Genomic DNA, 23,894 nt, shown 5'->3' with positions numbered 1-23,894 from the left:
ATGCCGCCATGATACACCAAATCAACAGCTTAAGATTAAATGCGCCGCGCCTGCCAGTAGGCTTTTTTCCAATACACATTGTCCAGCGAGGATCGCATCACGCCACGGCTGGTGGAGGCATGAATAAACTGATCGTTGGTATCATAAATGCCAACGTGCAAACCGTTCTCACCGCCGCCGGTTTTGAAAAACACCAGATCGCCCGGCATCAGCTCATCACGCGAGACTTTGGTTCCCAGCGAGGTTTGTTCCACAGTCGAACGAGGTAGTTGCATATCGAAACGGTCGCGGAAGGTGCGATAAACGAAACCGGAACAGTCAACGCCGCCGCGATCGACCCCACCGTAACGATAAGGTGCGCCGTACCATTGACGCAGTTGCTCATTCAACTGAGCCACCACCACGATAGAGTCCGCCAGCCGACCGCTGGGCGGCGGTGCATGACTGCTACAACCGGCAAGAATTAAACTGGCTAATAAAAACCAAATACGCATCCGCATAATATCCCTTCATTGAACACGTTGCCGCATCATGCCGTCCGGTAAAAGCATACCGCCTGCGAGGCAAAGCCGGCACCACGTAAGGAAAGCGCTATTTGGGGCTAATTTATCCCCCAGCAGGGGAAAAAGGCAAGCACGGTGAAGGAGATAATCGCATTGGCGCCACTTTTTGCGCTATTAAGGCGTTTTTACCTTGGCCTGGCTGTTAATCAGCCACACGCCAAACAGGATAAACAGCGTTCCCAACGTTTTCAACAGGGTGGCGGATTCGTTAAACCACGGCAGGATCACCGCGGCCAGGTACACCAGCGCATAGCTCACGCTCAGCAGTGGGTAAGCGCGGTTTAGTGGCAGATGGTGCAGCGCGAAGAACCAGCATAGCATGGACAACGCATAACCGAAGATACCACCGCTGACCGCCAGTAGCGGCACCCAATACTGAGCAAACAGGTCTAACGTCACGTCGGCAAACGACATCAATGGGATCTGGGCCATACCCCACTTCATCAGTAGCTGCGCCAGCGTGACCAAGAGTACGCTGGCCGCGCCCCAGGCGTAGCCCCTCATGGATTGATACTCATCAGCAGGATCCCCAGCATGATCGACGCCACGCCGTACCAATGACGTGCGGTGGTGGGTTCGTTAAACAGCCACCGGGCAGCTAATGTCACCAACACAAAATTCAGGCTGAGCGTCGGATAAGCCAGGCTGAGCGGCAAACGCTGCAGCACGTTGAGCCAGACCGCCATGCCCAACCCCAGCAACAACACCGCCAGAAGCAGCCAGCGCAACGTCACCCCCCGTCTGACGTCGGGGGGCAATTGCCAACTCTGGGCCGCTTGTTTCTGGCACAGCTGCCCACCACAGGTGAGCAGGCTGACCACCAGCACCAGCAAGTAGCCGACTATCATGGCTGCTGTTGATACCAAAGCAGCGCTAAGCGGTTCATCTCAACCACTTTGTCCGCTGCAGGTAAGGTTTCCGGAACGTGATCCCCTCTCGACAGTTGCAATACCAATGAGACGTCACCCTGTTTACGCGCTTGAGCCAACCACTGCGGGAAGTCGGCATCGCTGATGAAATGGCTGCGGGAATCCGGGTAGGCCAGGCCATAAGCCACCTCACCTTTCTCGCTGAACATCAGCACATCGCTGCGCTTCAACTCCCAGGCCAGCCCTGCCGCTACCCCTGCGCTGTCGGTCAATACGTAACGGCTATGGCCCAACTGCGCCATATTTACGCTGATAAAGTTTTGCGGCAGCTTGGAGTCAGTGACCTGCTGCGGAATGGCGTAACCCACCAGCAAGCACAGCAGTAGCGGACAAGCCGCCGCCCAGCGCCAGCGTTGCGCATTATTACGCGCCGACACTATGGCAAATAAAAGCCAACCGCCGAACATAATAATGCCGATGACGATCTTCGGCCACTCTTGTGCCCCAAACAGCTTCACCTTCGGCAGCAATCCTGAACCCAGCACCAGCAGCGCCACCACGCAAATCAGACCAAACAAACCGTTCAGCAATGCGTTGATCTTAAACGTTTTGCTGCGCAAGCTTGCCGCATAATCCTCAGCGTAAGCGGCCATCAACAGCGCCAACGGCGCCATGCACGGCAAAATATAGGTCGGCAGTTTGCCTTTGGCGATGCTGAAAAAGATCAGCGGCATCATCACCCAACTCAGCAGGAAGAACAGCTCCGGCCGTTGGACGCGTTCACGCCAACCCTTAAGCAAAGATCCCGGCAACAACGCCAACCACGGCAATACCGCCGCCATCAAAATCGGGATGTAATACCAGAACGGCGCTTTGTGCTGGGCGTTATCCTCGGCAAAACGCTGAATATGCTCCACCCAGAAGAAGTAGTTCCAGAAGTCCGGCTCACGTTGAGCAATAGCCAGCGCCCAAGGCAGGCTAAGCAATACCGCGGTCAGGATCGCCAACGGGCCGTAGATCAAGAGATCCTTGATCCGCCGCTGCTGAATGACTATCGGGATCACCGCAATCACCGGCACCGCCAGCGCCAGGAACCCCTTGGTCATAAAGCCCATGCCGCAGGCCAGCCCCAGCAACACGTAACCGCCGACTTTACCCTTGACCGTGGTGGCTTTCAGCGTCAGGTAATAACTGACCATGGCCGCCACCAGCCACAGGGAAATCATCGGATCCAGCACGCTGTACGTGCCGATGCTGAACACCAGCACCATCGACAGGAAAATCAACGTCGCCAGGCTGGCGCGGCGCGCGTTGCGCCACATCAGCATTGCCAGCGCGAACACCAGCACGGCGGTCATGCCGGTGCTGAATACCGAGCCAAAACGCACCGCGAAGTTGGTATCGCCAAACAGCCACTGGCTGATGTTGTTGAACCAATATCCGGCAACCGGTTTTTCAAAATAACGCAGCCCAAGCAGATGCGGCACTACCCAGTCGCCGCGTTGCAGCATTTCACGGCTGATCTCGGCGTAACGAGTTTCATCCGGTTGCCACAGCAGGCGACCATTGAGGGGGATCAGGTAAACCAGAGCAAAAAAAATGGCCAACACAATGGCCCAGGATCCTTTTAGCGCCTTCATGAATCGTCCTTCACATCGGTTTGACAACCCAGCCAACCTTCGCGGCCAGGGAAAGGAGCACGCTCGACGCGGCCCAATGGCAATGACGCCAAATCTTGTGGCAACAAGGTGCTTAACGGGCAGAATTCTATGCCCTGCCGTTGCGCCCGTTGCAGTAACTGCTCAAACATTGCGGCCTGAGACATACCCTCAACTTCGGTATGAATGGTATAAACCGGCACGCCGCGATCGTTTTCAATCGCTCGTAAAATGTAATCGTTGAAGTCAGCCATATTGACTTCACTGCCAATCACCTCATCAAAGGTCGGTAACGTCACCGGGATCTGCACGGTTCCCACACGGCCATCGCTTAACAGCGGACGGAACGGATGGGTGCCACGACAATCGCTGTTGTAGTGAAAACCGAAGCGCTGCTTCACTTCCAGCACCCGTGTGTCCGCGCGCCAACCGGCAACGGCCGAGCATTTGACCGGCAGCCCGGTACTGGCAGTCAGCGCATCAACACCCCGCTGCACCTGTTGCGTCAACTGCGCCTCAGACCAACGGCCGACCTTAGCCTGCCAGCCCTGATGATCCCAGGCGTGCAGGCCCACTTCATGTCCGGCCTGGGCGGTGAGTTTCATCAATGGCCCCAAGGCACGGGCGATATTACGCCCCGGCCAGGCGGTGCCGGCCAGCAGAATATCCCAGCCGTACAGCGACGCGGCGTTCGAGCGCAGCATTTTCCACAGGAATTTCGGACGTAAAAGGCGCCACAGATGGCGCCCCATATTGTCCGGCCCTACGCTGAAGAAGAAACTGGCCTGAATGTTGTACTTGTCGAACAACTCCAGCAACTGCGGTACCCCTTCACGAGTACCGCTGAAGGTATCTACATCAACTCGCAGACCGACTTTCTTCATGCACCGTCACCTTCGTGAACGGTGGTGCGCAAGAAGTAGTCCAAGGTATCGGCAACGGTTTGCTGCATCGCGATGGTCGGCTGCCAATCCAGCAGGCGACGGGCATTTTTGATGCTTGGCGTACGGTGCTCAACGTCCTGATAACCCTTGCCGTAATAGCTGCTGCTTTCGACATCCTTAAAGCCGGCAAACGGCGGGAAGCGGTCGCGCAACGGGTGATTATTGAAGCTTTCGAGCAGCATTTCCGCCAGTTCGCGGATGCTGGCCTCGTTGGTCGGATTACCAATGTTGACGATTTGGCCATCGCACAGGCCGTCGCGGTTTTCGATGATGCGGAACAGCGCTTCAATACCGTCGTTGATATCGGTAAAGCAGCGTTTTTGCGCCCCGCCGTCCATCAGTTTGATCGGCGACCCTTCCACCAGATTGAGGATCAACTGGGTGATGGCACGGGAAGAACCGATGCGCGCTGCATCCAGGTTATCCAGGCGCGGCCCCATCCAGTTAAACGGACGGAACAGCGTAAACTTCAGCCCTTCTTTGGCACCATAGGCCCAGATGACTCGGTCCAACAGTTGCTTGGACACTGAGTAAATCCAGCGTTGTTTGTTGATTGGCCCGACGATCAGGCGGGAATGATCTTCGTCGAACTCTTTGTCGTCGCACATACCGTACACTTCGGAGGTGGACGGGAAGATGATGCGCTTGTTGTATTTCACGCAGTCACGAACGATTTTCAGGTTTTCTTCAAAATCCAACTCAAACACGCGCAGTGGATTGCGGGTGTACTCGATCGGCGTGGCGATGGCCACCAGCGGCAGAACGACATCACATTTTTTGATGTGATATTCGATCCACTCGGAATGGATACTGATATCCCCTTCCACAAAGTGGAAGCGCGGGTTATCCAGAAAACGGCTGATGGCATCAGAACCGATATCCAAACCGTAAATGTCGTAACGATCGTCACGCAGCAGACGTTCGGTCAGGTGGTTACCGATAAAGCCGTTAACACCGAGGATCAGTACGCGGGTTCTGCGCTTCATCACTGCGTTTGGCTTGGCGGCCAGACGTACGTCGGTGACGATGCCCATTTCCTGCGCCAGACGGCTACCCTGTACGTACAGGCCGGCATCGTTTTGACCGGCAACGATTTCCAGTGCGCCTTCGCCGCAGGCAATGACCAGCGGAGAAGTACTGAGCACGGTGCCAGGCTGCTTGTCATGCTGCGCATCCAGCACGCGTGCACGCCAGACAATCAATTTACGCTGGCCGAGATAGCTGAAGGCGCCAGGATAAGGTTCGGTCACGGCGCGGATCAGGTTGTTGATTTCCTGCGCCGATTTATGCCACAGGATCTCACCGTCTGCCGCAGTCCGGCGGCCAAAGTAGCTGGCTTCGGCTTCGTTTTGCGTACTGAATGTCGCCGTGCCGTTTTTCAGCTTCGGCAGTTCGTCCTTCAGCAATGACTGTGCGGCTTCCAGCACTTTTTTGTGCAGCGTCAGCGCCGTGTCGTCAGCGGTGATTGCCACTTTGCGCTGACAAACGATATCGCCAGCATCCGGACGCTTGACCATTTTATGCAGCGTAGCGCCGGTTTCTGTTTCGCCGTTCACCAGCGCCCAGTTCACCGGTGCGCGGCCACGGTAGCGAGGCAGCAGTGAACCATGGAGGTTGAAACCGCCAAGCGGCGCCAGCGACAGCAGCTCGTCGCTCAGCAGATTACGGTAATAGAAGGAGAAAATAATGTCCGGCTGCATCTGGCGAATGCGCTCGATCCACAGCGGGTGGTTAACGTCCTCCGGCGCATAGACCGGTAACTCCAATTCTGCACCCACACGGGCAACGGAGGAGAAGAAGTTGTTCTCACCAGGATCGTCGGTATGCGTGAATACTGCTTGAACGTCATAGCCTGCGTCAGTCAGCGCTTTCAGACCTGCGCAGCCAATATCATGGTAAGCAAATACAATAGCTTTCATCATTCTTCTTCCTGAGTATTGTGGTTCGGCTGTTCACCGACCACTTTCTGAACAAAATAACGAGGACGAGCACGCACGTCGGTATAAATACGACCGATGTACTCTCCCAACAGACCCATGCCGACAAATTGGGCGCCAATAAAGGAAAACAGCACGGCAAACAGGGTGAACACCCCGCCGCCCGCCCATTCAGGGCCCATGATCAAACGCAGGGCGATCAGCAATACCGCCAGCACGAAACCCGAAAGCGCAATCACGCTGCCCACTACGCTCAGCAAACGCAGCGGCGTGGTGGTCAAACAGGTGATCAAGTCGTACATCAGATTAATCAGCTTCATCAGGCTGTATTTAGAGTCGCCAAACTCGCGTTCAGCGTGCAGCACGTCAATTTCAGTAGTACGACGGGCGAAGGTATTCGCCAGGATCGGGATAAAGGTGCTGCGCTCGTGGCAGTTCAGCATCGCTTCGATAATGTGGCGGCGATAGGCACGTAACATGCAGCCATAGTCGCCCATCGATTTACCGGTAGCGCGCTGGATCATCATATTGATGATGCGGGAGGCGCTTTTACGGAACCAGGAGTCCTGACGGTTGGCGCGCACAGTGCCGACCACGTCGTAACCCTCTTCCGCCACCCGCACCAACCGCGGGATCTCTTCCGGCGGGTTTTGCAGGTCAGCATCCAGCGTGATCACCAGATCGCCGCTCACCTGATTGAAACCGGCCATGATTGCCGAATGCTGGCCATAGTTGCGGTTCAGCAATACGGCAATGACGCAACTGCCGGGCTGTTCGGCGGCAGCGGTCAGCATATCGGCAGAATTGTCGCTGCTGCCGTCATCGACCAGGATAATTTCATAGGGCTGGGCCAGCTGTTTACAGGCGGCGGAGGTACGTTCAAGCAAGGCAGGTAAACTTTCCTGCTCGTTGTACACCGGGATCACCACCGAAACTTTTTTAATCGGTTCAACGCGAGACACGTAACGACTCCACAACAGAAGACAAGGCTTTGACCACGCGATCAACATCAGCGTCGGTCATATCAGGGAATAGCGGCAAGGTGCACAAACGCGCCGAGTTCCATTCGGTATTAGGTAAGGACAATTGCGGATAGCGGTCGCGATAAAACTTCTGGGTATGCGCGGCACGGAAATGCAGACCGGTACCAATGCCCACCTCTTTCAGGCGTTCCATCAGTTGGTCGCGATCGATACCGCAACGCTCGGCGTCAACGCGCACCATAAACAGGTGCCAGGCGTGGTCATGCGGATAATCAGGCAACCCCAGCGGCAGGAAAGGTGAACCTTCCAGCGCGGTGAGATAACGCTGTGCCAGCTCTTTACGGCGGGCGTTCAACTGCGGCAGGCGCGCCAGCTGTACGACGGCGATGGCCGCGTGGATATCCGAAAGGTTGTATTTGTAGCCCGGCTCCACCACTTCGGCCTGCGGCTTGCGCCCCAGTTGCTGACGGTCGAAAGCGTCAACGGCCAGACCGTGAAACTTCAGACAGCGCAGACGATCCGCCAGTGCATCGTCGTCGGTGGCAATCAGGCCACCTTCGGCACAGGTCAGGTTTTTAATCGCGTGGAACGAGAAGATGGCCGTTCCTTGTGCGCCAACCCATTCACCGTTGTAACGGGAACCCACCGCATGAGCGGCGTCTTCAATCAGCGGCAGATTATGGCGTTTGGCCACGTCTCGCAATGCATCCATTTGCAGTGGCGCACCAGCGTAATGCACCGGGACAATGGCTTTGGTTTTGGTCGTAATGGCGGCTTCAACATCTCTGGCATTGACCATCAACGTATCGTGGTCAACGTCGATCATTACCGGCGTGGCGCCGAGCAACTCAATCATGTTGAGGGTTGAAACCCAAGTTTGTGAGGGAGTGATGACTTCATCGCCGGGACCAATGCCCAGAGCCATCAGGGTGATATGCATGCCTGCAGTAGCGGAACAAACGGCAATCGCATGTTTGCAGCCGAAGGTGGCGCAAAACTCACTTTCCAACTGCTGATTTTGCGGTCCGGTGGTGATCCACCCTGAGCGCAATACCTTTTCTACCGCCGCGATTTCTTCATCGCCGATCGCCGGGCGTGAGAAAGGTAAAAATTGATCCATAGTTAACCCCAAACGTATCAAATTTCTTTTAATGACACTGTAGATCTCTTTTATTTAACGAATATTAAACGCCAGAGAGAATCGTTCCCGGTGGATTAACTGCCAATGTACGGCCGCAAGCTTAACTAAACCTTAAGGCGAGATTAATTATCAGCGGACTATCTGATTTGCGAGGGCCATCATCATCATTTTATATTGATTTAAAAATCAATTAGTTATATTTATTAATAATTATTTACTTATTTTATTCGAACTAAATCAGCGTAGCACGTCAGCGACGGTTTTCAAGATTTATGAGGTGATTTTGAGCGAGGAGTGAAATAAAGCCGATGCTTACTCGGCTATTTATATCGAGTCCGTTTAATTTTCGTTTAGGCCGCATTTTCAATACGCTAACGCACTAGGCGGTTTTGGTCATAATCCAGCGTTGATCGCCCACTGCCTGCAAATGAAAATCGACGTCATAAATTTGTGACAGCAGAACCGGCTCCATCACCTCCCGCGTGCTGCCCTGAGCAACTAAGCGCCCCGCATGCAGCAGCCAGACCCGATCGGCCTGCTGTAAGGTGTGGTTGAGATCGTGCGCGCAAACCAAGGCACTGCGCCCGCTCTGGCAAAACTCTCTTAATAGTCGGTCCAATGCCACCTTCTGCGCCACGTCCAGGCTGTTGGTCGGTTCATCCAACAACAGCAGTTGGCTATACGGGTTAACCGTCGGCCAGACCTGCAGCAACACCGCGGCCAGACGTACTCGCTGCCATTCCCCGCCGGATAGCTGAGTCAGCATACGCGGCAGCTTGTCCATCAGCTTTAAACGCTGACACAGATAAAGAACGGTGCTTTCCAGCGCCTCTTCCGAAGCTCCCGCCGGTTGATGCAATGCCAGATACTGGAATACCGGCATCAACGCCACCGGGGGCTGCTGTTGGCTTAAATAACCACGACGCAGTGCCAGCTCATTGCCCTGAAAACTTTTCAGCGGATGACCGTCCAGCAGGATCTCCCCGATACCGGGCAAGATACCCGCCAGGCAGGCCAACAGCGTGCTTTTACCGGCGCCGTTCGGGCCAATAAGGTGAAACTGCAACCCAGCATCAACCTGTGCTGAAAACGGGGCCAAACGCCCTTCTACCCCAACCTGCCTGAGTTGCAGCATGATGTATTACCGCTCCTTCTTTAGTCGGCCAGCGCCTGTTTGACGGCGGCCAGCAACGCAGGATCTTCCGGCGTCGTATCCGGGGAAAAGCGCTCGAGGACCTTGCCATCGCGGCCAATCAGGAATTTCTCGAAGTTCCACAGGATATCGCCAGTTTGCTTTGGTGCCCGCCCCTTGCTGCTCATACGCGCCAGGAACTCACTGCCCTGTGGCGCAACGGCGTGCGGTTTGGCGGCGGTCAACGCCTGATACAATGGATGGCGGTTTTCGCCGTTCACTTCCAGTTTGGCAAACATCGGGAACTGAACGCCAAAGGTACCCCGGCAAAACGCCAGGATCTCTTCGTTGCTGCCCGGCTCCTGCCCCAGAAATTCGTTGGAGGGGAATCCCAGCACCTCAAAACCTTGATCCCGGTAGGTTTCGTACAGGGCTTCCAGCCCTTCATATTGCTTGGTCAGGCCGCATTCCGACGCCACATTCACCACCAGCAACACACGGCCTTTATATTGTGCCAGCGTGGTAGATTGATTTTCGATGGTGTTCAGCGGAATGTCATAAATAGCTTGAGTCATGGAGCCTATCCTCTTGTTTTACTTGCAGGTGAACAGAGAAACTACCTTACGCTTTTTACCCGAGTGAGCAACCAGATAAACAGAGGTGCCCCCAGGGTGGCTGTCACCACCCCGATGGGCAATTCAGCCGACAGCAGCGTAATACGCGCCACCACGTCGGCCGCCAGCAAGACGCCGGCACCGGCCAGTGCGCAACCCGGCAGTAAATAACGTTGATTGGTCAAACCGCTAAGGCGCAGCATATGCGGTATCACCAGCCCGACAAATCCGATCACCCCCGCCAACGCCACACTAACGCCTACCAGCCAGCCGATTGCCAGCACCAGCAGATTGCGCCACAAATGCAGTGAAAGCCCGAGCTGGCGGGCCTGTACCTCGCCCAGCGCCATAAAGTTCAGCGCCTTGCCCTGGCAACACAGCCACAGCACCACCGGCACCAGGGCCAGCACCAGCCATTTTTGGCGCCAGTCTACGCCGCCAAAGCCGCCCATCATCCAGTACATTAACTGGCGCAGATCCAGGCTGGAACTGAAGTACACTGCCCAGGTCATCACTGCGCTGCACACAATGCCCAAGGCAACGCCGACCAACAATAATCGCGCGTTGGTCAGACGCTTGCGACGAGCAAAGCTCAGCAGCATAAAGGTCATGATTAACGCACCCGCAATGGCGCTCAGACTCATCAACGCTACCGGCAGCAGGCCGTTGCCCAGTAATACCATTAGCACCAGTGCAACCCCGGCACCGTTAGCCACTCCCAATAAGCCAGGCTCTGCCAACGGGTTCTCAAACAAGGCCTGCATTACCGCACCGGCAATGGCCAGGCTGGCTCCGACCAACATCACCGCTAGCGCACGCGGCAGGCGTAATTGCCAGACAAACAGCTGCGCCGCATCACTTGACCACTGTGAGGGCCAAAGCCAGACATCACCCGCGCTGAGGCTAAAAACAAAAGCCACGGCAACGCCCAGCGCCAACAGCCATAAATGGCGTTTATCGCGATGACGCTGTTTGTGCAGTAATAAAGTAAAGGTCTGGCTGGTTGGCATAGGTGTGGCGATTCCCTGCGGGCCGCGAGCGGCGGTCGAATAATTGACGTCTGGGTCAAATATTAGGGGGTTAGCGCCAGAAGGGAAAGCCTTGCTTAAGGATTATGGCAGGAAAACAACGGCTGATGCTGCCCCCCTCCACTGAGGGGCAACACCAGACGTCGTACACTCAATTAGCGTCGCGGATCATTTCCGTTTTGTGGGTAGGGTTTACCGTGGTCATTGTCATTGCCGCGGCCCTTACCGTGGTCATTATCATGACGGTTGCCATCGTTACGGTTATCGCGTTCACCGTGGAACGGATTGCCGCCCCGCTCTGGACTCCGGTGATCGTTGCCGCGCGGCGGTGAGGGTTGCCAGCGACCACCGTCCCAGTACAAACCACGGCTATTACGCTCACCCACGCCGCGTCCCTGATGAGCATGCCACCACTGTGGCGGACGCCAGTCATAACCGTCCCAGTAGTAACCTCGCCGATCCTGATCCCCCAGATGGACCGAGACGCCCGGCACGTTGATATCAATGGAGACATCTGCCTGGGCCACGAGCGGCAGCAGCAGCGGTAAACACACCAGCAACAGGATCTTTTTCATTTTGGCACTCTCACTTTATTTTTTGCTGAGCTGGTTATATCAGCGCGATTATTTTACGCCTATCGCCTCAATGCCTATTTTCAGATCGTTTTCACCTCGCTTACATAATCCATACACTCTCATTTTTCAGATTAAATAAAACAGCTGCTAACAACGTTTAACGAATAGCTGACATACCGGATGCCATGCCGCTATTTATAATGACGCTGACACTTATCAAAGAGATATTATTATGATTAAACGCATTGGAATGTTGTTCACGATTGCCGTCCTGACCACCGCGCTCAGCGCCTGCTGCTTCGGCCCCCACGGTGGCGGTCATCGTGGCGGTGGTGGCCCGGGCCACTATTACAACCATTATTAAAAACCAGGATCCGAGGCTCCTGGTTTTATTTTAGGCAAAGCGATAATATTAATATCCATAAGAAAAATCCGCAAAAAGTTTATATCTTAATATTAAACACCAACCTACTTTATTTAATCGCATAGGTTCTTACGGCCATAATTTAGGAATAACCCGAATTTTTCTTCAAAAAAAGAAAAAGGCCGCAAAAGCGGCCTTTTTTGGTTTCACGCAACTTACTCTTTCGGGCTTGCGTTCTCTACCCGACTTTTCAGTTTTTGCCCTGGACGGAAAGTGACCACGCGGCGCGCCGTAATCGGAATGTCCTCGCCGGTCTTCGGGTTACGCCCCGGACGTTGGTTCTTGTCACGCAAATCAAAATTGCCAAAACCTGACAGTTTCACCTGCTCACCGTTCTCAAGAGCACGACGTACCTCTTCGAAAAACAGTTCTACCAGGTCTTTGGCATCCCGTTTGCTAAGCCCAAGCTTTTCAAACAGGTGTTCTGACATTTCAGCTTTAGTAAGCGCCATAGGTTCAATCCCTCAAGGATGCTTGGAATCGCTGTTTTAGAGCCTCTACACATTTTGCAACGGTAACGGCTATCTCCTCTTCTTCCAGTGTACGAGCGGTATCCTGCAATACCAGACTGATAGCCAGGCTCTTATAACCCTCTGCCACGCCCTTGCCACGGTACACATCAAACAAGTTTACGCCAACTACCTGATTTGCGCCAACTTTCTTACACTCTGCCAAAATATCTTCTGCGGGGACGTTTTCAGCCACCACAACGGCGATATCTCGACGGTTTGCCGGGAAGCGAGAAATCTCCCGCGCCTGAGGCACGGCGCGGCTTGCGACCTTGTTCCACTCCAGTTCAAACACCACCGTACGGCCGTTAAGATCCAGTTTACGTTCAAGTTCCGGATGAACCACACCGATGAAACCGACACGTTCGCCCTGGAAATAAATAGCGGCGCTTTGCCCTGGATGCAGGGCTGGATTGGTCTCTGCCTTGAACTGAATTTCGGATAATTTACCGGTCAGCTCCAGGACAGACTCCAGATCCCCTTTCAAATCATAGAAGTCGACCGGCTTACGCGCCAGATCCCAATGTTCTTCATGCGTATGACCGGCAATCACCCCTGCCAGCATGACATCCTGACGGATACCCAGATTTGCCGCAGTATCAGGCACAAAGCGCAGGCCGCTTTCAAACAGGCGCAGACGAGTCTGCTGACGATTCTGGTTATATACCACCGCAGACAGCAAGCCGGTCCACAGCGACAGGCGCATAGCGGACATCTCTACCGAGATTGGGCTTGGCAGGATCAGCATTTCTTCGCCCGGGTGCAGCAAGGCCTGAACCTTAGGATCGACGAAGCTGTAAGTGATCGCTTCCTGGAAGCCGTGATCGACCAGCATGGTTTTCACACGCTTGAGCGTCAGATCCGCTTCGCGATGCTTGGTCATGATCAGGTCAGCACGTACCGGCACGTCAGGAATATTGTTGTAGCCGTAAACGCGTGCGACTTCTTCTACCAGGTCCTCTTCGATTTCCATATCGAAACGCCAGCTCGGCGCGACCGCCAGCCAGTTGTCGCCTTGCTCGGTCACCTGGCAACCCAAACGACGCAGAATATCGCTCACCTGCTCGCTCGGTACCACGTGGCCGATCAGACGGTCCAGCTTTTCGCGACGCAGGGTGATGGTGGCACGCTTCGGCAATTCGGCTTCAGCTGTCACATCGATGACCGGGCCAGCCTGGCCGCCACAGATATCAATCAGCAGGCGGGTCGCACGCTCCATCGCTTTGTACTGCAATGCAGGATCAACGCCACGCTCGTAGCGATGTGAAGCGTCAGTGTGCAAACCATTACGGCGTGCACGACCGGTAATGGACAGCGGGCTGAAGAATGCGCATTCCAGCAGCACGTCCTGAGTAGTTTCATTCACGCCGGAGTGTTCACCACCGAAGATGCCGCCCATGGCCAGCGCCTTCTGGTGATCGGCGATCACTAAGGTATCAGCATTCAGTTTGGCTTCGTTGCCGTCCAGCAGCGTCAGGGTTTCGCCTTCGCTCGCCATACGCACCACGATACCGCCTTCAATACGGCTCAGATCGAAGGCGTGCATTGGCTGGCCCAGTTCCAACAGTACGTAGTTGGTCACGTCAACCACTGCGTCAATGGAGCGGATGCCGCAACGACGCAGCTTCTCGCGCATCCACAGCGGGCTTGCCGCTTTGACATCGATGCCTTTTACTACGCGGCCCAGGTAACGCGGGCACGCCTGTGGCGCGTCAACGCGAATTGGCAGCGTATCCGCAATAGTGGCCGCTACCGGGCTCATATCCGGCTCGGTCAGGGCAACCTGGTTCAGCACCCCAACGTCACGCGCCACACCGATAATGCCCAGGCAGTCGGCACGGTTTGGCGTTACGCTGATTTCGATGGTGTTGTCGTCAAGCGAGAGGTATTCACGGATATCGGTGCCAATCGGCGCGTCTTCCGGCAGCTCAATGATACCGTCGTGATCGTCGGTAATGCCCAGCTCGGAGAACGAGCACAGCATGCCTTCGGAAGGCTCGCCGCGCAGTTTGGCAGCTTTGATCTTGAAGTCACCCGGCAGTACTGCGCCTACGGTGGCAACCGCCACCTTCAGGCCGGTACGGCAATTTGGTGCGCCACAGACGATGTCCAGCAGGCGATCGCCGCCCACGTTGACCTTGGTCACGCGCAATTTGTCTGCGTTTGGGTGCTGACCGCACTCAACCACATGGCCTACCACCACGCCGTTAAAGGCGCCGGCAACCGGCTCCACGCCGTCTACTTCCAGACCGGCCATGGTAATTTGATCGGATAATGCTTCGCTGCTGATGGCCGGGTTTACCCACTCGCGCAACCAGAGTTCACTGAATTTCATGTGATATTCCCGCCTTACTTAAACTGTTTGAGGAAACGCAGATCGTTTTCGAAGAACGCACGCAGGTCGGTGACGCCGTAACGCAGCATCGTCAGACGCTCCATACCCATACCGAAAGCGAAGCCGGAATAGATTTCCGGATCGATGCCCACATTGCGCAGAACGTTCGGGTGCACCATGCCGCAACCCAGAACTTCCAGCCACTTGCCGTTTTTACCCATCACATCCACCTCAGCGGAAGGTTCGGTAAACGGGAAGTAAGACGGACGGAAACGAACCTGCAAATCTTCTTCAAAGAAGTTGTTCAGGAAATCATGCAGTGTGCCCTTCAGATTGGTGAAGCTGATGTCTTTATCGACAATCAGCCCTTCCATCTGATGGAACATCGGGGTGTGCGTTTGGTCGTAGTCATTACGATAAACGCGGCCCGGCGCAATAATGCGGATTGGCGGCTGCTGGTTCTTCATGGTGCGGATTTGCACGCCGGAAGTCTGGGTGCGCAGCAAGCGCGTTGCGTCGAACCAGAAGGTATCGTGATCGGCACGCGCCGGGTGGTGACCCGGAATGTTCAACGCGTCGAAGTTATGATAGTCGTCTTCAATCTCAGGCCCGGTCTCAACGGAGAAACCCAGTTCGCCGAAGAAAGCTTCGATACGGTCGATGGTACGGGTGACCGGATGCAGCCCACCGTTTTCCATACGACGGCCCGGCAGGGAAACGTCGATGGTTTCTGCTGCCAGTCGCTCGTTCAGCGCAGCCGATTCCAGCGTATTTTTACGCGCGTTCAGCGCATCCTGCACTGCCTGTTTTGCCTGGTTGATTACCGCGCCTGCTGCCGGGCGATCTTCTGCCGGCACGTCACGCAGCGATTGCATCTGCAAGGTAAAATGGCCTTTCTTGCCTAAATATTCGACGCGCACCAAATCCAACGCGGCAACATCCTGGGCATCTTCTACGGCTGCCTTGGCATTGGCAACCAGCTCTGCGAGATGTGGCATTGCTTTCCTCTTCCTCTGGCCGATATGGCTCTAAGTAATTGTTATCTATTATTCGAACACGCCTTTAGCACATCTTCAAAGCATTTAACGCTTTAACCCGGCTCAGAAGACGGCCAAAAACAAAAAAGCCTCCACAGGGGAGGCTTAGGCGCTACTTTTCGTTTCTTTTCTTACGCGCAAAGCCTCCTGAGATCAGGCGCTAAAGTAAAAGAAGAAACGAAAAATAGCAGCGTGCATGATTACGTTACCTTGTCGATGATTGTCCACCAGTGATAAAGCGGCGGGCAATAAAAGTCAATATTGTCTCTGAAAGCTAAAGATTAAAAGAGGGAGCAAGCTCCCTCTTCAACTGACTTACGCCAGTGCTGCTTTCGCTTTCTCAACCAGTGCAGAGAATGCCACTTTGTCGAAGACCGCGATGTCAGCCAAGATCTTACGGTCAATTTCAATAGAAGCTTTTTTCAAGCCGTTAATGAATTTGCTGTAAGACATGTCGTTCTGACGTGCAGCTGCGTTGATACGTGCAATCCACAGCTGACGGAACTGACGCTTACGTTGACGACGGTCACGGTAAGCGTACTGACCTGCTTTGATTACTGCCTGGAAGGCAACACGATAAACGCGCGAACGGGCACCGTAGTAACCTTTCGCTTGTTTTAAAATTTTCTTGTGACGTGCGCGTGCAATTACACCACGTTTTACGCGAGCCATATGCTCTCTCCTAAAGTCTTATTCTAGATTCAAAAAAAATGGCTTAAGCGTACGGCAGGCACGCGGTAACCAGGACCAGATCGTTTTTAGACACCATGCCTTTCGGACGCAGGTGACGTTTACGCTTGGTTGCTTTTTTGGTCAGAATATGACGCAGGTTAGCATGTTTACGCTTAAAACCACCGCTGCCGGTTTTTTTGAAGCGTTTGGCTGCACCACGTACAGTTTTAATCTTTGGCATTTTAATTAAATCCACTTCGCATTGTTAAACAACGAATCAGTGAGGCGAATAAAACCCACACAACGCAAGCGCTGCGCGGGTTCGATTACTTGGAAGCCTTACTGTCTCTTCTTCGGTGCGAGCACCATGATCATCTGACGGCCTTCGATCCTCGTAGGGAAGGATTCGACAATGGCCAAATCAGAATCTTCACACAGGTCTTTACGGACGCGGTTAAGCACTTCCATACCGATCTGTTGGTGCGCCATCTCACGCCCACGGAAACGCAGGGTGATTTTGGCTTTATCGCCATCTTCCAGAAAGCGAATCAGGTTGCGTAGTTTGACCTGATAGTCGCCATCATCGGTACCAGGACGGAATTTGATTTCCTTGACCTGAATAACTTTTTGCTTCTTCTTCTGTTCTTTTGTCGACTTGCTCTTCTCGTAGAGGAATTTGCCGTAATCCATGATTCGGCAAACTGGCGGTTCGGCATTTGGGCTGATTTCTACTAAATCAACGCCCGCTTCCTCAGCTTTTTCAAGAGCTTCATTCAGACTGACAATACCAATCTGCTCGCCATCGACGCCGGTTAGGCGAACTTCTTGCGCGCGAATTTCTCTGTTAATGCGATTAGGACGCGCCGGTTGAACTCGTTTTCCGCCTTTAATACTTTATTCCTCCAGTTGATGAAGACTACGGCTGCGAATCTCTTTTTGCAGCTTGTCTACGACTTCGTTTACGTCCAGGCTTCCCAGGTCTTTGCCACGGCGGGTACGAACGGCAACTTTGCCTGATTCGACCTCTTTATCACCGCAGACCAACATGTAAGGAACCCGTCGTAAAGTATGTTCGCGAATTTTAAAGCCAATCTTCTCATTTCTCAAGTCCGCTTTAACGCGAATCCCTGCGTCCTGCAGTTTTTTGGTCAATTGCTGGACATAATCAGACTGGCTGTCGGTGATATTCATCACCACCACCTGCACCGGAGCAATCCAGGTTGGGTAGAACCCTGCGTACTCTTCGGTAAGAATACCGATGAAACGCTCCATGGAGCCCAAAATAGCGCGGTGAATCATTACCGGGACCACGCGATCGTTGTTTTCGCCAACATACGATGCGCCTAAACGGCCAGGTAAGAAGAAATCGAGCTGCACGGTACCACATTGCCATGCACGATCCAAACAATCATGCAGAGTAAATTCAATTTTTGGTCCGTAGAAGGCACCCTCACCCGGCTGATATTCAAACGGAATCCCGTTTTCAGTCAGCGCCGCAGCCAGATCCTCTTCCGCACGGGTCCACATATCGTCAGTCCCGATACGCTTTTCAGGGCGAGTAGAAAGTTTGACCGCAATCTTGTCGAAGCCAAAGGTACCGTAGACATCATAGACCATACGGATACATTCGTTCACCTCGGCACGCACCTGCTCTTCTGTACAGAAGATATGGGCGTCATCCTGGGTGAACCCGCGTACGCGCATCAGGCCATGCAGAGAACCCGAAGGCTCGTTACGATGGCAGCTGCCGAACTCACCCATACGCAGCGGCAAATCACGGTAGGATTTCAGGCCCTGGTTGAAGATCTGCACGTGACCCGGGCAGTTCATCGGCTTGATGCAATACTCGCGGTTTTCCGACGAGGTGGTGAACATGGCGTCTTTATAGTTTTCCCAGTGGCCGGTTTTTTCCCACAGCACACGGTCCATCATAAATGGCCCTTTCACTTCCTGGTACTGGTACTCTTTGAGCTTCATGCGCACAAAGGCTTCCAGCTCGCGGAAAATTGTCCAGCCATCGTTGTGCCAGAACACCATACCCGGCGCTTCTTCCTGCATATGGTACAGGTCAAGCTGCTTGCCGATCTTGCGATGGTCACGCTTGGCGGCTTCTTCCAGACGCTGCAGATAGGCATTCAGCTGTTTCTTGTCTGCCCATGCGGTGCCGTAGATACGCTGCAGCATTTTATTTTTGCTGTCGCCACGCCAGTAGGCGCCAGACGTTTTCTGCAGTTTGAAGTGATGGCAGAAACGCATGTTCGGCACGTGCGGACCGCGGCACATGTCGACATATTCTTCGTGGTGATACAGGCCAGGACGGTCGTCATGGCTGATGTTCTCATCCAGAATCGCCACTTTGTAGTTTTCACCACGCGCGGCAAAGGTGTCACGGGCTTCTTGCCAGCTAACCTTCTTCTTGATGACGTCATAATCTTTGTCGGCCAACTCATGCATCCGCTTTTCCAGCAGATCCAGGTCTTCCTGCGTCAGGGTACGGTCGATATCAACGTCATAATAGAAACCGTTGTCGATCACTGGGCCGATAGCCATTTTGGTGTCTGGCCACAGCTGCTTGATGGCATGACCCAACAGGTGCGCACAGGAGTGGCGCATGATTTCCAGGCCTTCGGCATCCTTGATGGTGATGATAGCCAACTGCGCGTCTGATTCGATCAGATCGCCGGCATCAACCAGTTCACCGTTCACACGGCCGGCAATACAGGCTTTCGCCAGGCCAGGGCCGATATCGCGGGCAACATCCAAAGGGGAAACAGGGTGATCGAAATGACGCTGACTTCCGTCAGGAAGAGTAATAACAGGCATTAATAATTCCTTATCTACAGTGGTGACCCACACGACAGATCACATGCAGTACGAAAATTGAGTTTGGGTTTAGTCAGCCAGGTTTCAGATCTCGCCCACAATTGCCAGATTGAAACCTAACTTGGTACACAGAATGGAAAGCATACCTTCACAGCCATATTGGCTAAGCGGATAGTATCACTAAAATTGTTCCGGATAAATAAACTGCGGCACAGGCCCGGCTTTAGCGGGAAGCTGGGCGGTCCTTCAGGTAACCCAACGCGGCAATCAGGCAGAAGGCGTAACCCAACAGCTCGCAGCCCTCTTCCACCATGTTCTTCACCACTCGGTTGTAACCATCCAGCATCAGCATTTGCCACAGAGAATTCATGCCGAACAAGCGTGAAAATACCAGAATGCACAGCAGGCCTGCGCACATCATGCCGTAGCTCGGATGCGTCACGAAATGCGCCAATCCCTGCACCGAGGCCTCAATGTGGCGTGACGCATACCACAGGCATCCAAGCGTCACCGCCAAGGCGAACCACAGCCAGGAACCGTGCCACAGCATATCGAAGGCAAAATCCATCTCGCGGATCAGCATGCAAAGGAAGAACCCCCCCGCCAACACCCACGCGGGCCGATAGGCAACTTGCCGGCGTGCAGCCACAAAGAACAAGCCGGAGATGGCGGCCAGCATCACTTCCTGCGCCGATTCAGTTAAGGAGGTTTCGTAGACAAAATTATGCAGCCAGTGCACATCAATGGACATTAAGCCCATCAGCGCAGCCAAAAATGCGCTGTAAAGCAGAAAGGAGCCTATTTTTCCCAGTAAAATTTGCAGATCATGTTTCATAGTCATACTCGTTATTATTTAAAGCGCGACTATGGTATTCACCTGCGCAAGGGGATCGTAGCAATTGATGCGGAATAGGCTTACTTCGTGGCTGATTTGCCACTAAAGGGCCATAAAAAACAAAAATCCCCGGCAAATTGCCAGGGAGGATGCCAGTCTTTCCTGGCTGTCACCTCACCGTCGTGAAGATCCGGGCCTCTCATCCCGATACTGAGACGCGCAAGTAAGACCCGGCTTACTCCTTGTCGTCGTTATTCTCTCACCACCACGACACGGCTGTTGGTCTTAACGCCCCACAGGCCGGCCAACGCGCTGATGACTGCGCCAATCAGCAATGCGAAGAATGACCACAGGGCCGCATGAGACAAGGCCTTAGCCGCTTCCGCTGCCTGCTCGCGCGCTTTTTGCTTCAGCTCTGTATATTCCTGCTTAGCCTGATTAATTTTTACTTCCACGTCGTTCAAGCGCTGATTAACCAGCTGCGCCGTTTTGTTTTTCGCATCCACCAGATTTTTGACGGTCTGGTCAACTTCCTGCGGTGTCATATCGGTATTCTCCGACAGCGCTTTCTTGAGCGAATCCTCATCGACGTCCTGCGAAATGACCTCACCGTGTTTTTTCAATTTGGCAACCAGATCCTGAATAATTGCATCGCTATTGTCAGGCTGCAGCGCCAACGCTTTTACCGCGTCCCCCACTTCACTCTTGGCCGCGTCCAACTGTTGCTGCATAAACTCCGGCTGCAATGAAGGGATATCGCTTTTTTTCAGTGCCGCCACGACATTGTCTTGTAACTTTTCGGGTTCCAACTTGGTGTCGATACCCAACTTATCAAACACTTTGCCGCCGGCATCCGCGAGACCCGAAGCGCCTTTACCAATGGCTGACCCGGCACCGGAAAGCAGGCTACCGGAAGTTGAGGCAATAGCCCCCAGCGCGTTCCCGGTGGCTTTGACTGCAGAACCCACCAACAAAGCGCCCAACACCGCCGCTACAATCAGCGAGGTGGCCCAAACCAGGAAACCGTGGATTAACCCATCATTCGCTGCCAGACGACCGGCAATAAAGGCACCGGCAGCCAGGCTCAGGATGATCGAAATTGCAGACCAAACCACCACAGTAGTGCCGGCCCCGTTGACCGGATCGTCAGAGGTCGGATCGACGATGGAAAACCCCAGACTGGTCCCCAGAGTAGACAGCAGCAGCGACACCGCCAAAACGGTGATAACCCCGCCAATTACGCTGCCCCACGATATTTTTTTAACCGTTGCCAATTCGTTTGCCACTTGCATAGTAAAACTCCTTTTAAGCTTTTCGATTAAGTGAAACTGCCCGAAAGCCCTATCAGTATAGAATCCAATAAAAAAAGGGGTGGCTTAATGATCAAAAATATAAAATTAACTAATGATACATGTACTCTTTGTCCGTGTTTAGCCGACGTTTTGCTCACTGCACATTGCGCAAATCAGCGATGGCGAACATCTCTGGCTCCCGCTATCCTGATGCCATTAACGGCAGAGTTGAGAAGCACCCCGCATCATGAACCGGTTATTGAAATTACTCGTTGGCGCCTGCCTGGTGCTGACGGCTCTTTTTGTCCTGCTCCATCTGGGAGCAGACCGACATCCACGGGCCATCGCGGTGAATGAGCCGCCGATGGAATGTGAGGATACGCCGGAGATTGCCAATGATTGCGTGAACGACGATGACGCTAATACCGACGCCGTTCTTGAATTGCTCCCCCCTGGCAGTCCAGGTTAACGGTGTGAGAACATTTTATTAATTCATTGTATTTTAAGTAACTTATTGCGGAAGCAATTCGCATTTCATGGCAGGCGATCAGGTTGCGCTGTCGTGTTTTAACTGAAAACAGGGAGTTCGCTTTATGACAAGTATTCTGCAGTTATTCCAGGCCATCGGACTGGGTTTGGTGCTGCTGTTGCCACTGGCCAACCCGCTGACTACCGTCGCGCTGTTGCTTGGCCTGTCGGGCAATATGACGCGCGAAGAACGCAATCAGCAGTCGCTGATGGCATCCATTTATGTGTTCTTTATCATGACGGTGGCGTTCTACGCCGGCCAAGTAGTGATGAACACCTTCGGCATTTCCATTCCCGGTCTGCGTATTGCCGGTGGGTTGATTGTGGCATTTATCGGTTTCCGCATGTTGTTCCCGCAGCAAAGCGCAGAAGACGCGCCAGAAGTGGAAACCAAGTCAAACGAACTACGTAAGAAAACCTCGGCCAATATCGCCTTTGTCCCCCTGGCAATGCCAAGCACCGCTGGCCCCGGGACTATCGCCATGATCATCAGCTCCGCATCGAGCATTCACGAAAATACGCTGGGTTTCGCCCATTGGGTGCTGCTAGTGGCCCCGGTGGCGATTTTCTTCTCGGTTGCCTTTATCCTGTGGGTTTGCCTGCGCAGTTCCGGCGCCATTATGCGCCTGGTGGGCAAAAGCGGCATCGAAGCCATTTCGCGTCTGATGGGGTTCTTGCTGGTGTGTATGGGCGTGCAGTTTATTATCAACGGCGTGCTGGAAATCATCTCCACCTACGTGCCTGCGGCCTGACAATAAGGGCGCGGTATCAGCCGCGCCCTTCACGATGTTTACTTTCCTGCCGGTGCCTGCGCACCCAATATCCCCTTACCTTCCGGCACTTCGGTAAAGCGGCTGAGGATTTCGCTGTAGGTTTTCGCCGGATCCAATTCCTTGAACTGATTCGGATAGATAAACTTCGCCAGATATTCCAGCCCGACGATGTTGTACGGGTGGTTATAGAAGTTATGGTAAATGCCGTAGAAGCGCCCCTCCTTCACCGCCGTAACCTGAGCGAAACCCGGGCGTTGCTTCATCCGGTTAAAAGCGTCATCAACCTGCTGCTGCGTCACACCGTAACCAAAGGGCACGGCGGCATTGGTTTTGGTCGCCCATTGAGAGCCGGACACGATATAGGCGTCAGGTTTCATGCTGATCACTTTTTCCAGGGAGACGTCGCCGGTTGCGCCAGGCAACAATGCGGAGCCCAGGTTACGTGCCCCCACCGCCTCGATCATCCCACCCCAACCGACGTGAGAATGAGTGAAACAACAGGACTCAAGCCCGTTAAGACCGGCTTTTGCCTCGATAAATACCAACGGCTTTGGCTCGACGGCTTTGGTTTTATCCAGGATGTTCTGATAATGCTGCTGATAGAAGTCGGTGTACTGTTTCGCTTCGCTTTCGCGGTTGAGGGTCTCACCCAGCAGCGTGATGCTTTTCGGGGTGTTTTCCACCGGTTTGAGCATGGTGTCGATAAACAGCACCGGAATGTTGAGCGCTTTCAGCTTATCCAACACGCCAGTCTGGCTCAGTGAAGGCTTGGAACGCAGTTGAGCCACCATCAGATCAGGCTGTTTGGCGATCACGCTTTCCAGGTTGACCTCGCCCTTATCACTAAAGCCCATATCGATAATGCCGTTGGCTTCCGGCCACTTGCTACGCAGGATCTTCCAGGTTTCACCGTCGCTTTTCTTGAGCAGGTTATTCCAGGCCACCAGCCGGGCGAAAGGATCGGCGCGGTCGAGCAAGGCCAGCGTCAGAATATCGCGCCCGTCCTGCACCACAATGCGTTTCGGCTCTTGCTTGATGGTCAGGCTCTGGCCAGAGGTATCTGTCAGGGTTAACGGATAAGTAGTCGCCATCGCCTGAGCGGACAAACCGCAGGCACAGGCCAAAGCCAACAGGGTGATTCGACGGTGCACGTAAAACTCCTTAGCGTAGGAAATCAGTGCGGAAATAATAATGAGAACCGCTCCCATTATCAAAGAGAACC

Annotated in this window: 26 protein-coding genes and 1 other annotated feature; of the genes, 3 read left to right on the top strand and 23 right to left on the bottom strand. The window is 53.9% G+C overall.

From position 1 onward, the window contains the following. Positions 1 to 35: 35 nt before the first annotated feature. The 12 genes from AAZT04_RS06565 to AAZT04_RS06510 form a co-directional block, all read right to left on the bottom strand. A complete protein-coding gene (locus tag AAZT04_RS06565) occupies positions 36 to 500 on the bottom strand; it encodes an NlpC/P60 family protein (RefSeq protein ID WP_041414519.1) in 465 nt (154 codons plus the stop codon). Between the two features lie 177 nt (positions 501 to 677). Then, positions 678 to 1,067, bottom strand: a complete 390-nt coding sequence (gene arnF / locus AAZT04_RS06560; RefSeq protein ID WP_046373746.1) for a 4-amino-4-deoxy-L-arabinose-phosphoundecaprenol flippase subunit ArnF — start codon at positions 1,065 to 1,067, stop codon at positions 678 to 680. Continuing rightward, positions 1,064 to 1,411 (bottom strand): 4-amino-4-deoxy-L-arabinose-phosphoundecaprenol flippase subunit ArnE, encoded by a 348-nt coding sequence (arnE, locus tag AAZT04_RS06555; RefSeq protein ID WP_048762677.1) that lies wholly within the window; start codon positions 1,409 to 1,411, stop codon positions 1,064 to 1,066. The genes arnF and arnE overlap by 4 nt, the downstream gene beginning before the upstream one ends. Continuing rightward, positions 1,408 to 3,072 carry a lipid IV(A) 4-amino-4-deoxy-L-arabinosyltransferase gene (arnT, locus tag AAZT04_RS06550; protein WP_197820758.1) on the bottom strand — a complete coding sequence of 555 codons (1,665 nt, stop codon included), beginning with the start codon at positions 3,070 to 3,072 and terminating at the stop codon, positions 1,408 to 1,410. Before arnT ends, arnE begins: the two co-directional genes overlap by 4 nt. Continuing rightward, complete coding sequence (arnD, locus tag AAZT04_RS06545; protein WP_129940442.1) at positions 3,069 to 3,974, bottom strand: 4-deoxy-4-formamido-L-arabinose-phosphoundecaprenol deformylase; 906 nt, start codon at positions 3,972 to 3,974, stop codon at positions 3,069 to 3,071. The genes arnT and arnD overlap by 4 nt, the downstream gene beginning before the upstream one ends. Then, positions 3,971 to 5,953 carry a bifunctional UDP-4-amino-4-deoxy-L-arabinose formyltransferase/UDP-glucuronic acid oxidase ArnA gene (gene arnA, locus AAZT04_RS06540; RefSeq protein WP_434679527.1) on the bottom strand — a complete coding sequence of 661 codons (1,983 nt, stop codon included), beginning with the start codon at positions 5,951 to 5,953 and terminating at the stop codon, positions 3,971 to 3,973. Before arnA ends, arnD begins: the two co-directional genes overlap by 4 nt. After that, a complete protein-coding gene (gene arnC / locus AAZT04_RS06535; protein ID WP_262032876.1) occupies positions 5,953 to 6,933 on the bottom strand; it encodes an undecaprenyl-phosphate 4-deoxy-4-formamido-L-arabinose transferase in 981 nt (326 codons plus the stop codon). The genes arnA and arnC overlap by 1 nt, the downstream gene beginning before the upstream one ends. Further along, positions 6,920 to 8,074, bottom strand: a complete 1,155-nt coding sequence (arnB, locus tag AAZT04_RS06530) for a UDP-4-amino-4-deoxy-L-arabinose aminotransferase (RefSeq protein ID WP_129940440.1) — start codon at positions 8,072 to 8,074, stop codon at positions 6,920 to 6,922. Before arnB ends, arnC begins: the two co-directional genes overlap by 14 nt. Positions 8,075 to 8,474: 400 nt before the next feature. Beyond that, the gene (gene btuD, locus AAZT04_RS06525; RefSeq protein WP_197820756.1) at positions 8,475 to 9,230 is read right to left on the bottom strand and encodes a vitamin B12 ABC transporter ATP-binding protein BtuD; all 756 of its coding nucleotides are present in this window, start codon (positions 9,228 to 9,230) and stop codon (positions 8,475 to 8,477) included. Positions 9,231 to 9,250: 20 nt separating this feature from the next. Continuing rightward, the gene (locus AAZT04_RS06520) at positions 9,251 to 9,802 is read right to left on the bottom strand and encodes a glutathione peroxidase (RefSeq protein ID WP_262032875.1); all 552 of its coding nucleotides are present in this window, start codon (positions 9,800 to 9,802) and stop codon (positions 9,251 to 9,253) included. Positions 9,803 to 9,843: 41 nt separating this feature from the next. After that, positions 9,844 to 10,851: a vitamin B12 ABC transporter permease BtuC gene (gene btuC / locus AAZT04_RS06515; RefSeq protein ID WP_020826625.1), complete on the bottom strand. Its 1,008-nt coding sequence runs from the start codon at positions 10,849 to 10,851 to the stop codon at positions 9,844 to 9,846. Positions 10,852 to 11,024: 173 nt separating this feature from the next. Further along, entirely contained in the window at positions 11,025 to 11,444 is a 420-nt protein-coding gene (locus tag AAZT04_RS06510; RefSeq protein WP_020826624.1) for a DUF2502 domain-containing protein, read from the bottom strand. A gap of 232 nt (positions 11,445 to 11,676) precedes the next feature. Between AAZT04_RS06510 and AAZT04_RS06505 the strand changes: the two genes are divergently transcribed. Continuing rightward, positions 11,677 to 11,808: a hypothetical protein gene (locus AAZT04_RS06505; protein WP_048762671.1), complete on the top strand. Its 132-nt coding sequence runs from the start codon at positions 11,677 to 11,679 to the stop codon at positions 11,806 to 11,808. 215 nt (positions 11,809 to 12,023) lie between these two features. Here AAZT04_RS06505 and ihfA read toward each other — a convergent pair whose 3' ends face one another. From ihfA to AAZT04_RS06455, 10 genes are all read right to left on the bottom strand, one after another. Next, a complete protein-coding gene (gene ihfA / locus AAZT04_RS06500; RefSeq protein WP_004943604.1) occupies positions 12,024 to 12,320 on the bottom strand; it encodes an integration host factor subunit alpha in 297 nt (98 codons plus the stop codon). A 4-nt stretch (positions 12,321 to 12,324) separates the two neighbouring features. Then, positions 12,325 to 14,712 carry a phenylalanine--tRNA ligase subunit beta gene (gene pheT / locus AAZT04_RS06495; protein WP_116690595.1) on the bottom strand — a complete coding sequence of 796 codons (2,388 nt, stop codon included), beginning with the start codon at positions 14,710 to 14,712 and terminating at the stop codon, positions 12,325 to 12,327. Positions 14,713 to 14,726: 14 nt separating this feature from the next. Next, positions 14,727 to 15,710 carry a phenylalanine--tRNA ligase subunit alpha gene (pheS, locus tag AAZT04_RS06490; protein ID WP_020826621.1) on the bottom strand — a complete coding sequence of 328 codons (984 nt, stop codon included), beginning with the start codon at positions 15,708 to 15,710 and terminating at the stop codon, positions 14,727 to 14,729. 118 nt (positions 15,711 to 15,828) lie between these two features. After that, positions 15,829 to 15,951 (bottom strand) — a sequence feature (Phe leader region). After that, on the bottom strand, positions 15,903 to 15,947 hold the full coding sequence (gene pheM, locus AAZT04_RS06485; RefSeq protein ID WP_121626058.1) for a pheST operon leader peptide PheM: 45 nt from the start codon (positions 15,945 to 15,947) through the stop codon (positions 15,903 to 15,905). Its footprint overlaps the feature before it by 45 nt. A 113-nt stretch (positions 15,952 to 16,064) precedes the next feature. Then, complete coding sequence (rplT, locus tag AAZT04_RS06480; protein ID WP_020826620.1) at positions 16,065 to 16,421, bottom strand: 50S ribosomal protein L20; 357 nt, start codon at positions 16,419 to 16,421, stop codon at positions 16,065 to 16,067. A gap of 43 nt (positions 16,422 to 16,464) precedes the next feature. Continuing rightward, a complete protein-coding gene (gene rpmI, locus AAZT04_RS06475; RefSeq protein WP_004931418.1) occupies positions 16,465 to 16,662 on the bottom strand; it encodes a 50S ribosomal protein L35 in 198 nt (65 codons plus the stop codon). Between the two features lie 98 nt (positions 16,663 to 16,760). After that, positions 16,761 to 17,312, bottom strand: a complete 552-nt coding sequence (gene infC / locus AAZT04_RS06470; protein WP_013812633.1) for a translation initiation factor IF-3 — start codon at positions 17,310 to 17,312, stop codon at positions 16,761 to 16,763. 3 nt (positions 17,313 to 17,315) lie between these two features. Further along, the gene (gene thrS, locus AAZT04_RS06465; protein WP_041414516.1) at positions 17,316 to 19,244 is read right to left on the bottom strand and encodes a threonine--tRNA ligase; all 1,929 of its coding nucleotides are present in this window, start codon (positions 19,242 to 19,244) and stop codon (positions 17,316 to 17,318) included. 223 nt (positions 19,245 to 19,467) lie between these two features. Beyond that, positions 19,468 to 20,079: a hypothetical protein gene (locus tag AAZT04_RS06460; protein WP_334647804.1), complete on the bottom strand. Its 612-nt coding sequence runs from the start codon at positions 20,077 to 20,079 to the stop codon at positions 19,468 to 19,470. Between the two features lie 251 nt (positions 20,080 to 20,330). Further along, on the bottom strand, positions 20,331 to 21,371 hold the full coding sequence (locus tag AAZT04_RS06455) for a CAP-Gly protein (RefSeq protein ID WP_334647803.1): 1,041 nt from the start codon (positions 21,369 to 21,371) through the stop codon (positions 20,331 to 20,333). A gap of 247 nt (positions 21,372 to 21,618) precedes the next feature. Here AAZT04_RS06455 and AAZT04_RS06450 point away from each other — a divergent pair, with 247 nt between their 5' ends. Together AAZT04_RS06450 and AAZT04_RS06445 are read left to right on the top strand one after the other, a co-directional pair. Continuing rightward, complete coding sequence (locus tag AAZT04_RS06450; protein ID WP_020826578.1) at positions 21,619 to 21,840, top strand: hypothetical protein; 222 nt, start codon at positions 21,619 to 21,621, stop codon at positions 21,838 to 21,840. Between the two features lie 124 nt (positions 21,841 to 21,964). Continuing rightward, positions 21,965 to 22,651 carry a MarC family NAAT transporter gene (locus AAZT04_RS06445; protein ID WP_020826577.1) on the top strand — a complete coding sequence of 229 codons (687 nt, stop codon included), beginning with the start codon at positions 21,965 to 21,967 and terminating at the stop codon, positions 22,649 to 22,651. A 38-nt stretch (positions 22,652 to 22,689) separates the two neighbouring features. On the opposite strand, the gene AAZT04_RS06440 is transcribed toward AAZT04_RS06445, so the two are convergent. Next, the gene (locus tag AAZT04_RS06440) at positions 22,690 to 23,823 is read right to left on the bottom strand and encodes an ABC transporter substrate-binding protein (protein WP_434679344.1); all 1,134 of its coding nucleotides are present in this window, start codon (positions 23,821 to 23,823) and stop codon (positions 22,690 to 22,692) included. Positions 23,824 to 23,894 lie beyond the last annotated feature (71 nt).

This window comes from Serratia sp. Je.1.23.a, assembly GCF_051129805.1.
GTDB lineage: Bacteria > Pseudomonadota > Gammaproteobacteria > Enterobacterales > Enterobacteriaceae > Serratia > Serratia liquefaciens.
This window is presented reverse-complemented; position numbering and strand designations above follow the sequence as displayed.

Bases quoted from the DNA above. Each gene is read 5' to 3' on its own strand.
- AAZT04_RS06565 (WP_041414519.1), bottom strand. From the start codon at position 500: ATGCGGATGCGTATTTGGTTTTTATTAGCCAGTTTAATTCTTGCCGGT.
- arnF (WP_046373746.1), bottom strand. From the start codon at position 1,067: ATGAGGGGCTACGCCTGGGGCGCGGCCAGCGTACTCTTGGTCACGCTG.
- arnE (WP_048762677.1), bottom strand. From the start codon at position 1,411: ATGATAGTCGGCTACTTGCTGGTGCTGGTGGTCAGCCTGCTCACCTGT.
- arnT (WP_197820758.1), bottom strand. From the start codon at position 3,072: ATGAAGGCGCTAAAAGGATCCTGGGCCATTGTGTTGGCCATTTTTTTT.
- arnD (WP_129940442.1), bottom strand. From the start codon at position 3,974: ATGAAGAAAGTCGGTCTGCGAGTTGATGTAGATACCTTCAGCGGTACT.
- arnA (WP_434679527.1), bottom strand. From the start codon at position 5,953: ATGAAAGCTATTGTATTTGCTTACCATGATATTGGCTGCGCAGGTCTG.
- arnB (WP_129940440.1), bottom strand. From the start codon at position 8,074: ATGGATCAATTTTTACCTTTCTCACGCCCGGCGATCGGCGATGAAGAA.
- btuD (WP_197820756.1), bottom strand. From the start codon at position 9,230: ATGCTGCAACTCAGGCAGGTTGGGGTAGAAGGGCGTTTGGCCCCGTTT.
- AAZT04_RS06520 (WP_262032875.1), bottom strand. From the start codon at position 9,802: ATGACTCAAGCTATTTATGACATTCCGCTGAACACCATCGAAAATCAA.
- btuC (WP_020826625.1), bottom strand. From the start codon at position 10,851: ATGCCAACCAGCCAGACCTTTACTTTATTACTGCACAAACAGCGTCAT.
- AAZT04_RS06510 (WP_020826624.1), bottom strand. From the start codon at position 11,444: ATGAAAAAGATCCTGTTGCTGGTGTGTTTACCGCTGCTGCTGCCGCTC.
- AAZT04_RS06505 (WP_048762671.1), top strand. From the start codon at position 11,677: ATGATTAAACGCATTGGAATGTTGTTCACGATTGCCGTCCTGACCACC.
- ihfA (WP_004943604.1), bottom strand. From the start codon at position 12,320: ATGGCGCTTACTAAAGCTGAAATGTCAGAACACCTGTTTGAAAAGCTT.
- pheT (WP_116690595.1), bottom strand. From the start codon at position 14,712: ATGAAATTCAGTGAACTCTGGTTGCGCGAGTGGGTAAACCCGGCCATC.
- pheS (WP_020826621.1), bottom strand. From the start codon at position 15,710: ATGCCACATCTCGCAGAGCTGGTTGCCAATGCCAAGGCAGCCGTAGAA.
- rplT (WP_020826620.1), bottom strand. From the start codon at position 16,421: ATGGCTCGCGTAAAACGTGGTGTAATTGCACGCGCACGTCACAAGAAA.
- rpmI (WP_004931418.1), bottom strand. From the start codon at position 16,662: ATGCCAAAGATTAAAACTGTACGTGGTGCAGCCAAACGCTTCAAAAAA.
- thrS (WP_041414516.1), bottom strand. From the start codon at position 19,244: ATGCCTGTTATTACTCTTCCTGACGGAAGTCAGCGTCATTTCGATCAC.
- AAZT04_RS06460 (WP_334647804.1), bottom strand. From the start codon at position 20,079: ATGAAACATGATCTGCAAATTTTACTGGGAAAAATAGGCTCCTTTCTG.
- AAZT04_RS06455 (WP_334647803.1), bottom strand. From the start codon at position 21,371: ATGCAAGTGGCAAACGAATTGGCAACGGTTAAAAAAATATCGTGGGGC.
- AAZT04_RS06450 (WP_020826578.1), top strand. From the start codon at position 21,619: ATGAACCGGTTATTGAAATTACTCGTTGGCGCCTGCCTGGTGCTGACG.
- AAZT04_RS06445 (WP_020826577.1), top strand. From the start codon at position 21,965: ATGACAAGTATTCTGCAGTTATTCCAGGCCATCGGACTGGGTTTGGTG.